This window comes from Kitasatospora sp. NPDC036755, assembly GCF_040636595.1.
Lineage (GTDB): Bacteria > Actinomycetota > Actinomycetes > Streptomycetales > Streptomycetaceae > Kitasatospora.
The window spans coordinates 1-8,898 of record NZ_JBEZUT010000349.1; the positions used below are offsets into that span (position 1 = coordinate 1).

The window sequence follows — 8,898 nt, forward strand, 5'->3', positions numbered from 1 at the left end:
CGGACGGGCGGATCCGCCTGCCGTTCGCTCCGGACGCCAAGGCGCACCAGGACTTCGACCTCCCGCGTCCGCGCCTCGGCCCGGGCGTAACCGGCCCCGCCCCGCGCCGTCATCCACGGTGTGTGTACCGCCCTTCCGCCCGTCCCCTCCGCCGAGGACGTCTACCTCGCCGAACGCCGCCGCCGCGTGGTCCGCGAGACCGTCGCCGCCCTGCCCGGCCGCTGCCCGCAGCTGATCGCCGCACTCGCCGAGGACCCGCCGCCCACCTATCGCGAGCTCTCCGAGCGGCTGGCCATGCCGCGCGGCTCGATCGGGCCGACCCGCTCCCGCTGCCTGGCCTGCCTGCGGATGCTGCTGCACGCGGAGCGGTACCCCTGAACGGATGCGCCCGTGCGACCGGCCGGAGGCCGTTCGGCACGCGAGGTGACCCTCCTCACGTCCGCCCCCGCGAAGGTTGAGCGGAGCTGACACCCGGGTAGAGCGCTGGCGAACGCAGCTCTTGACGGTGGCGCGATCGCTCGGATACTGAGCGTGAGCGCGTCACCCTCTGCGCGCCGGGCACGACGACTGGGGAGGCCCCTCCACATGGGCATGAGCGTGATCATCTCGGCTGCGGAGGCCGAGGACGCGGAGCAGATCCTCAAGCTCCAGTACCTCGGCTACCAGCCCGAGGCCGAGCTGTACGGCGACTGGGCGATCGAGCCCCTGACGCAGAGCCTGGAGAGCCTGCGCGCCGAACTGTCCGAGCAGCACTTCCTGGTCGCCCGGCTGGGCGACGAGGTGGTCGGCACCGTCCGCGGCCGGGTCGGCGCCGACGGCGTCGCCCGGATAGGGCGCCTGGTCGTCCATCCGCGGATGCAGCGCCACGGCCTCGGCGGCCGGCTGCTCGACGCCCTGGAGCGCCGGATGGCCCAGGACGGCCCGGTGAGCGCCTACCGGCTGTTCACCGGCCACCGCAGCCTCGGCAACCTGCGCCTGTACGCTCGACAGGGGTACCGCCAGACACGGGTCGAGCAGGTCGACGGCCGGCTGAGCCTCGTTCACCTGGAGAAGCCCGCCGAGACGGCCCTCGCCGAGGCGCCGCTCGCCGCGACGGCCTGAGCCGCCACACCGCGCAGGGATTCCGGCGCCGCCACCAGCCGGACCACCGGTGGCGGCGCCGAGTCGTATCCGCGCTGGTCACAGCGATGCGCGTCCGCATTGCGGACAGCTCTCGCAAATAATTGGGCGCAGCAGGGCCCATCTGTTTTACTGGCTTACATGACTGCGACGACGAACTGGACCCCCACCGGCACCCTGCCGGCAGGTGAGCGTGCCATGTGTCGTCGAATGTGTCACTGCTGAGGGCCATCGCCCCCGGCGCCCCGTCGAGGGCGCCTTCCCCTCGCGCCCCGAAGCGAGACTCCGGTGCCGCTCCCGCCCGTGCGAGCGCGCCCCTCCCCCCGGATCCTCCCCTTGCCGTGCCCGCCCACCCGCGGGCCCGGATGACTCGTTGGGGCCACGCCGTCGCGCGGCCCGGCCGTCCGACGGCCACGATCGAGGAGTACCGGGCCCGGACCCCCTTCGGCGCCGCGCCGTGAGCCCCCGCCGACCGCAAGCCGGTCGGGCGGTGGAACCACGGCGCCCGCCCCCGACCCACGGAAAGCCGCTGTGATCACCACCACGGACCTGACGAAGGTCTACCGTTCCCGAGGCCGCGAGGTGACCGCCCTCGCCGGCGTCGACCTGCACGTCCGCCCGGGCGAGGTCTACGGAGTCGTCGGCACCAGCGGTGCCGGCAAGTCCACCCTCATCCGCTGCGTGAACATGCTGGAGCGCCCGACCTCCGGCACGGTCACCGTGGACGGCGTCGAACTCACCGCGCTCGCCGGGGGTGAGAACCGGGCCGGCCGGGAACTGCGCGAGGCCCGCCGCCGGATCGGCATGGTCTTCCAGCACTTCAACCTGCTCTCCTCGCGGACCGTCCAGCAGAACGTCGAGCTCCCGCTGGAGATCATCGGCCTGGACGGCGCCGAGCGCCGCCGCAAGGCCTCCGAGCTGCTCGACCTGGTCGGCCTCGGCGACAAGGCCCGCAGCTACCCCCACCAGCTGTCCGGCGGGCAGAAGCAGCGCGTCGGCATCGCCCGGGCGCTGGCCGGCGACCCCAAGGTGTTGCTCTCCGACGAGGCCACCTCGGCGCTCGACCCGGAGACCACCCGTTCGATCCTCAAGCTGCTGCGCGACCTCAACCAGCAGCTGGGTCTCACCGTCCTGCTGATCACCCACGAGATGGACGTCATCAAGTCCGTCTGCGACTCCGCCGCCCTGATGCGCGGCGGCCGGGTGATCGAGTCCGGCGCGCTGACCGACCTGCTGGCCGAGCCCGGCTCGGAGCTGGCCCGCGAGCTGTTCCCGCTCAGCGAGTTCGGCACCGGCCACGCCGGCTCCACCGTGCTGGAGATCACCTTCCAGGGCGACAGCTCGGCCCAGCCGTTCGTCTCCCAGCTCGCCCGCACCTACCAGATCGACATCAACATCCTCGGCGCCGCGGTGGAGACCATCGCCGGCCGGATGGTCGGCCGGATGCGGGTCGAACTGCCCGGCGGACACCAGGACAACGTGGTGCCGATCGGCTACCTGCGCGAGCAGGGCCTGCAGGTGGACGTGATCGGTACGGCGAACGGAGCGGTGGCATGACCTGGGAGCAGATGCAGGAGCTGATCGGGCCCGCCACCCAGGAGACCTTCCAGATGGTCGGGGTGTCGGCGGCCTTCACCGTGCTGCTCGGCCTGCCGCTGGGCGTGCTGCTGGTGGTCACCGACAAGGGCGGCCTGCTGGCCAACCGGGCCGTCAACAAGGCCATCGGTTTCGTGGTCAACATCGCCCGCTCGGTGCCGTTCATCATTCTGATGATCGCGCTGATCTCCTTCACCCGCTGGCTGGTGGGCACCTCCATCGGCTGGCAGGCCGCGACCGTGCCGCTGACCATCGGCGCCGTCCCGTTCTTCGCCCGGCTGGTCGAGACCTCCGTCCGCGAGGTCGACCGGGGCCTGGTCGAGGCGGTCCAGTCGATGGGCGGCAACACCTGGACGATCGTCCGCAAGGCCCTGCTGCCCGAGGCCCTGCCGGGCATCGTGGCCTCGGTCACCACCACGGTCATCACCCTGATCGGCTACTCGGCGATGGCCGGCACGGTCGGCGGCGGCGGCCTCGGCACCCTCGCCGTGAACTACGGCTACCAGCGCTTCGAGACCACCTTCATGTGGGTCATCGTGGCCGAGCTGGTGCTCATCGTCACCGCCGTCCAGCTGATCGGCGACCTCGCCGTCCGCCGCCTCTCCCGCCGCGGCGGCGGAAACGGCCGGACCCGGCTGCTCGGCCGCGGCCCCAAGGCGACCGACAAGGACCTCGTCGCCTCCTGAGACCTCCCTCGTCCGACCCCGGACGCGGCTCCCCGTACCACGCAGAAAGGCACTTTTCGTGCGCAACGCCCTGAAGTTCACCAGCATCCTCGCCACCGCCGGCGTCGCCCTCTCGCTCGCCGCCTGCGGCAGCTCCGGGTCCTCCTCCGCGGACTCCGACCCGAACGCGCCGCTCAAGGTCGTGGCCAGCCCCACCCCGCACGGGCAGATCCTGAAGTACGTCAAGGACAACCTGGCGGAGAAGGCGGGCCTCAAGCTCGACATCAAGGAGGTCACCGACTACGTGACCCCCAACACGGCGGTGCAGGACGGTTCGGCCGACGCCAACTTCTTCCAGCACGTGCCGTACCTGGAGGACTTCAACAAGAAGCGCGGTACCGACATCGTCTCGGTCGAGCCCGTGCACCTGGAGCCGCTGGGCGCCTACTCCAAGAAGGTCAAGTCGCTCGCCGACCTGGCGGACGGCGCCACCGTCGGCCTGCCCAACGACGCCACCAACGAGGGCCGCGCGCTCAAGCTGCTCGCCGACAACAAGCTGATCACCCTCAAGGACGGCGTCACCACCGCCGCCACCCCGGCGGACGTGACCGGCAACCCGAAGAACCTCAAGTGGAAGGAGCTGGAGGCCGCCCAGCTGCCCCGCTCCGTCGCCGACCTGGACGCCGCCGTCATCAACGGCAACTACGCGATCGACGCCGGTCTGAAGCCGACCACCGACGCCCTGGTGCTGGAGAAGGCCGAGGGCAACCCGTACGCCAACATCCTGGCCGTGAAGAAGGGCAAGGAGAACGACCCGCGGGTCAAGAAGCTGGCCGAGCTGCTGCACTCCGCCGAGGTCAAGAAGTACATCGAGGACACCTTCCAGGGCGCCGTCATCCCGGCCTTCTGAGCCGCGGTCCGTTCGACGCCCCGCTCCTGACCGGGCCCCCGCCGCACCTCGGCGAGGGCCCGGTCGGGCAGTATGCGGCCGGGGCGCTCCGGCCGGCCGCGTTCTGACGTACCGTCGTGCGGGCGGCGCACCGCGTGGCATCCGGGGCACGACGGAGGCGTACGGTGTTGTGTTCACGACCCGGCGAGGAGAGACGGCATGGCAGCGAGCTTCCCCGAGACCGCCATCAGCACCGAACGGCTGCTGCTGCGGCCCCTGGCGGAGGACGACGCCCCCGGCCTGGCCACGATGATGGCCGACGACCTCGTCCTCGCCTGGACGGACCTCCCGCAGCCCTTCACCGAGGAGTACGCGGCCGAACTCGCCCGCACCCTCGCCCCCGCCCACCGGGCCGCCGGGCGCGGCATCGTCTTCGCCGTCACCGAGCACCTGACCCAGCGGCTGGTCGGCCTGGTCGAGCTGCGCAACACCGACTGGCGGCTGCGCAGCACCGAGATCTCCTACGTCACCGCCGTCTGGGCGCGCGGCGAGGGCTACGCCCCGGAGGCCGTCCTGGGCGTCGCCCAGTGGCTGTTCGAGGACCGCGGCTTCCTGCGCCTGGAGCTGCGCACCGCCGCCGGCAACACCGCCGCCCAGCAGGTCGCGCAGAAGGTCGGCGGCATCAGCGAGGGCGTGCTGCGCAGCGCCTGGATAGTGCGCGGGGAGTCCGGCGAGGCGGTGGGGGCGCTTCCCGGCGGCCGGGCCGGGGGAGAGAGCCGCAGCGACCTCATCCTGTGGAGCCTGCTCCCGGAGGACCTGGAGTCGCCGGAGCTGCAGCGCTCGGGCTGGCACGGCGACGACCGCTACGTGCTGCGCGACTGATCCGCGCCGAGCGCCTCCGGCGACCGCCTCCCGCCGAGCGCGGCGCCGCGGGCGCCGTGCCGGGTGGCACGCCGTCTGTTCACCCGGCGCGGACATGTGTGCGAGTTGTCGGTTTCCGGGGGATCGCACCCGGTAGCCTCTGCACCGGCACCGCACGACGGCGGATCGAGCGGCGCCCCGAGTCGAGGGAGAGCGGCCGCAGATGGCTGACCGGATCACGGTCATCGGGTGGGACGGCACACCGCTGACCGAGGCCGCCGGCGCGGCCCTGGCCGCGGCGACACTGGTGGCCGGCGCCCCCTACCAACTGAACGCCCTCCCGGTACCGGAGGCCGCCGAGCGGATCACCCTCGGCAACGTCCGGCAGGCCGCCCGCAGGATCGCCGAGCACCGCGGGGCCGCCGTCGTGGTCGCCGAGGGAGACCCGGGGTTCTTCGGCGTGGTGCGCACCCTGCGCCGCCCCGAGTACGGCCTCGAACTGGAGGTCCTGCCCGCCGTCTCGTCGGTGGCCGCCGCCTTCGCCCGGGCCGGCATGCCCTGGGAGGACGCCCAGGTGGTCAGCGCGCACGGCGGACGGCTGCGCCGCGCGGCCAACATCTGCCGGGCCCACCCCAAGGTCGCGGTGCTCACCGCGCCGGGTGCCGGGCCCGCCGAACTCGCCCTGATGCTGCGCGGGGTGCACCGCACCTTCGTGGTCTGCGAGGCCCTCGGCACCCCGGACGAGGACGTCACCGTCCTCACCTCCGACCGGATCGCCGACCACGTGTGGCGCGACCCCAACGTGGTGCTGGTGATCGGCGGCGGCGCCCAGGGCGCCGCGGTCGACGAGGCGGCCGGCTGGCTCGCCGGGCGCCCGGTCGGCTACCCCGGCGCGGAACGCGGTTGGGCGCTCCCCGGTGACGCCTACGCGGGCGCCGGGCGCGTGGACGGCGAACCGGGCGCGCCCGAGGCGCTCCCCGCTCATGTGCGCGCCCTGGTGCTGGCCCGTCTGGGTGCCCGTCCCGGGGACCTGGTCTGGTCGGTCGGCGCCGGCAGCGGCGCCCTCGCGGTGGAGGCGGCCCGGTTCGGCGCCGCCGTCGTCGCGGTCGAGGGCTCCCGCTCGGCCTGCGCCCGGCTGACCGTCAACGCCCGCCGCTACGGCGTCGAGGTGGAGGCGGTGTACGGCAGCGGCCCCGAGGTGCTGGGCGGGCTGCCGGAGCCGGACGCGGCGGTGGTGGAGTCCGGCGGCCTCGACGTGGTGCGCGCGGTGCTGGCCCGTCGGCCCGAGCGTTTCGTCGCGCTGCCCCGGACCCTCGCCGAGGCGGAGGACGTCCACCGGGCGATCGCCGGGGCCGGCTACCGGGCGGACGGCGCGCTGCTCCAGACCGCCCCGTTGCGGCCGGTGGGGGACGGTGACGGGCTGGCGCTAGGGGCGGGCGGCCCCGGCACGCTGGTCCTCTGGGGTGAGCAGATCCTGTGAAGGCCGTGGGCGCGCCCCGGGGCGGTCCGACGGCGTCGACGGTGATCCAGGTCGCATCCGGACACCGATTCGAGAGGTGACCGCGCGGTGCCGGTAGTGTGACGTCCTGGACGGCTGCATCGGTAGACGACCCATCCGATTCAGTCGGTTTGTCACCTTTTTGACGTGGTGCAATCCGATTCTGCTCGGAGTGTGGGCAATTCGACGGGCCTCGTGCCGGACCTGGAGAATGCCGTAGGGTCCGGTGCGGTCGTGCCGGTTGCCCCGGGTTGTCGTTGTTTCAGACGATGTGCCGCCCGTACGGGCGGTGCGCCGGGCCGGGGTGCCGCAGCGCGCCGGATGGACTTGGGCCGCAGCGCCATGGCGCGGCGGCCGCGTGTGGTTAGGGGCGGGTCGGTGCTGGTTCGGCCCGCGCGGATGGGCGCTGCGATCGGTGATCGTGTCGCCGAGGGCGCGGCAGCGGCCTGGAAGGAGCTTTGACAATGACCGATGGCGGCCACGTCCCGGGCGAGGGACTGCCGGAGCACCCGCTCGGCGGACCGGAGGGCGTCGCGGGCGTTGCACCCCTCCAGGGCGTCGCGACGGACGGCGGAGTGATCCCCAACCCGGCGGCCCCGACCGGTGGTGTCCCCGGCGCGGTGCCCCCGGGCGCGGGCGTCATCCCGCCGCAGGGCCAGCACGGCTACGGCGTTCCCGGCGTCCACCAGCCCGGTCACCCCGGTGAGGGCTGGGCCGTCGACCCGGGCGCCCCGCGCCCGGCCTTCCACTTCCTCGACCAGCCCGACACGCCGGACGGCCTGGACGACGATGACGACGTGCTGCTGATGCCCGGCCCGCAGGGCTCCTGGGGCGAGCCGGCGGCGGCCGTCCCGGCCGAGCAGGTGCCGGTACAGCAGGACGGCATGCCGGTCGAGCCGTCCTGGCCCCCGGTGGACCCGCCGGTCCTCGGCGTCGAGCACGCCGTCCAGCAGCAGCCCTTCCAGCAGGCGCAGCAGCCGATGGCGCAGGCTCAGCAGCCGCGCCGGCCGCTGCACGCCGGACCGCCGATCCCGGACCCTTCGCTGATGACCGGCCAGGTGCCGGTCCGCTCGCTGGCCGACCGCGGCCCCTCGCAGGGCGGTACGCCCGCGCACGGCATCCCGGTGGTCGGCCGCCCGCCGATGGCCGAGGCCGCCGCCCCGGTGCCGGCCGCGGCGCCGCAGGCCGCCCCGGTGGCGCCGGTCGCCCAGGCTCCGGCTGCGGGGCTTCCGGTCCTGGACGGGCAGCAGTTGCCGCAGGCGCAGGACTTCCAGCAGGCCCACGGCGCCCAGCAGGTGCCGCTGGCCTCGCCGCCGGCCGAGGCCGTGCCGGCCGTCGAGACGGTCGGCGCGATCGAGGTGATCGAGGTCGTCGAGACCCCGGAGGTTGTCCAGGCCGCCCCGGTCCAGCCCGCGCAGGACGTGACGGCCCCCCAGCCGGCCCAGGCCTCCCCGGCCGCCGAGCCGGCCGTGGCGGCCGTCGGTGTCGAGCCGCAGGCCGTCGTGGCCGAGCAGGCCCCGGTCGAGGCCGTCCCGGTCGAGGCCGCCCAGCCGGTGGCCGAGCCGGCCGTCGTGCCGGGCTCCGAGCCCGCCGCCGTCGAGGGTGCGGCCGCCGACGCCGCCGTGTCCGCCGAGCAGCCCGAGGCCGCGGCCCCGGCCGGTCAGCCGCGTCGGATCTCCGCCTTCCTCGCCGCGCCCACCCCGCACGGCCTGCCCAAGGTCCAGGCGGCCGGGCAGGCTCCGGTCGCCGGGGAGCAGGCCCCGCAGCAGTCCGCGCCCATAGCGGTCGCCGACGCGCCGCAGAGCGACGCGCCGCAGGTCGTCGAGGTCGTCGAGGCCGCTCACCCCGCCGAGGCCGTGGCGGGCACCGAGGCCGCCCCGGCGGCCGAGCCGGTCACGGAGACCGCGGCGACCGCCGAGACCGCCGAGGCCAATGAGGCCACCGCGCAGGCCCAGCCGGTCGAGAGCGCGCCGGAGGCCGTCGCCGGGCCGGTCGCGGAGACCGCCGCGGGCACCGGTGAGATGCCCTCCGGCCAGGCCGTCACCGAGCCCGCCGCCGAGGTCGAGCAGCCGCAGCAGCAGGCCGAGACCCCGGCCGAGGCGCCCGCCGAGCCGACCGCCGAGCAGGCTGTCGAGGCTCCCGCGGAGGCCGACGCCGGCCTCGCCGCCGAGCAGCCCGCCGAGGCTCCGGCCGAGGCCGCACCCGAGGCACAGGCGGCGCAGCCCGCCGAAGGCGCCGAGCAGCCCGCCGCCGAGACCGTCGTGCCCGCC

7 protein-coding genes and 1 pseudogene are annotated in these 8,898 nt (G+C 74.5%); all 8 read left to right on the forward strand.

Features of this window, described 5'->3' with window-relative positions; genetic code table 11:
- Positions 1-120: 120 nt before the first annotated feature.
- Positions 121-378 carry a hypothetical protein gene (locus AB0E96_RS34515; protein ID WP_359829745.1) on the forward strand — a complete coding sequence of 86 codons (258 nt, stop codon included), beginning with the start codon at positions 121-123 and terminating at the stop codon, positions 376-378.
- A gap of 207 nt (positions 379-585) precedes the next feature.
- Positions 586-1,101, forward strand: coding sequence for a GNAT family N-acetyltransferase (locus AB0E96_RS34520; RefSeq protein WP_359829746.1), 516 nt, complete (start codon positions 586-588; stop codon positions 1,099-1,101).
- 549 nt (positions 1,102-1,650) lie between these two features.
- Positions 1,651-2,676 carry an ATP-binding cassette domain-containing protein gene (locus AB0E96_RS34525; RefSeq protein WP_359829747.1) on the forward strand — a complete coding sequence of 342 codons (1,026 nt, stop codon included), beginning with the start codon at positions 1,651-1,653 and terminating at the stop codon, positions 2,674-2,676.
- Positions 2,673-3,401 (forward strand): methionine ABC transporter permease, encoded by a 729-nt coding sequence (locus AB0E96_RS34530; protein ID WP_359829748.1) that lies wholly within the window; start codon positions 2,673-2,675, stop codon positions 3,399-3,401. The genes AB0E96_RS34525 and AB0E96_RS34530 overlap by 4 nt, the downstream gene beginning before the upstream one ends.
- A gap of 58 nt (positions 3,402-3,459) precedes the next feature.
- Entirely contained in the window at positions 3,460-4,290 is an 831-nt protein-coding gene (locus tag AB0E96_RS34535; protein ID WP_359829749.1) for a MetQ/NlpA family ABC transporter substrate-binding protein, read from the forward strand.
- A 198-nt stretch (positions 4,291-4,488) separates the two neighbouring features.
- Positions 4,489-5,151 (forward strand): GNAT family N-acetyltransferase, encoded by a 663-nt coding sequence (locus AB0E96_RS34540; protein ID WP_359829750.1) that lies wholly within the window; start codon positions 4,489-4,491, stop codon positions 5,149-5,151.
- A 202-nt stretch (positions 5,152-5,353) separates the two neighbouring features.
- Positions 5,354-6,610 carry a precorrin-6y C5,15-methyltransferase (decarboxylating) subunit CbiE gene (gene cbiE / locus AB0E96_RS34545; protein ID WP_359829751.1) on the forward strand — a complete coding sequence of 419 codons (1,257 nt, stop codon included), beginning with the start codon at positions 5,354-5,356 and terminating at the stop codon, positions 6,608-6,610.
- Between the two features lie 482 nt (positions 6,611-7,092).
- Positions 7,093-8,898, forward strand: a pseudogene (locus AB0E96_RS34550) (hypothetical protein); the annotation flags it as partial.

Coding starts and splice junctions, on each gene's coding strand:
- AB0E96_RS34520 (WP_359829746.1), top strand. CDS start 586: ATGGGCATGAGCGTGATCATCTCGGCTGCGGAGGCCGAGGACGCGGAG.
- AB0E96_RS34530 (WP_359829748.1), top strand. CDS start 2,673: ATGACCTGGGAGCAGATGCAGGAGCTGATCGGGCCCGCCACCCAGGAG.
- AB0E96_RS34540 (WP_359829750.1), top strand. CDS start 4,489: ATGGCAGCGAGCTTCCCCGAGACCGCCATCAGCACCGAACGGCTGCTG.
- cbiE (WP_359829751.1), top strand. CDS start 5,354: ATGGCTGACCGGATCACGGTCATCGGGTGGGACGGCACACCGCTGACC.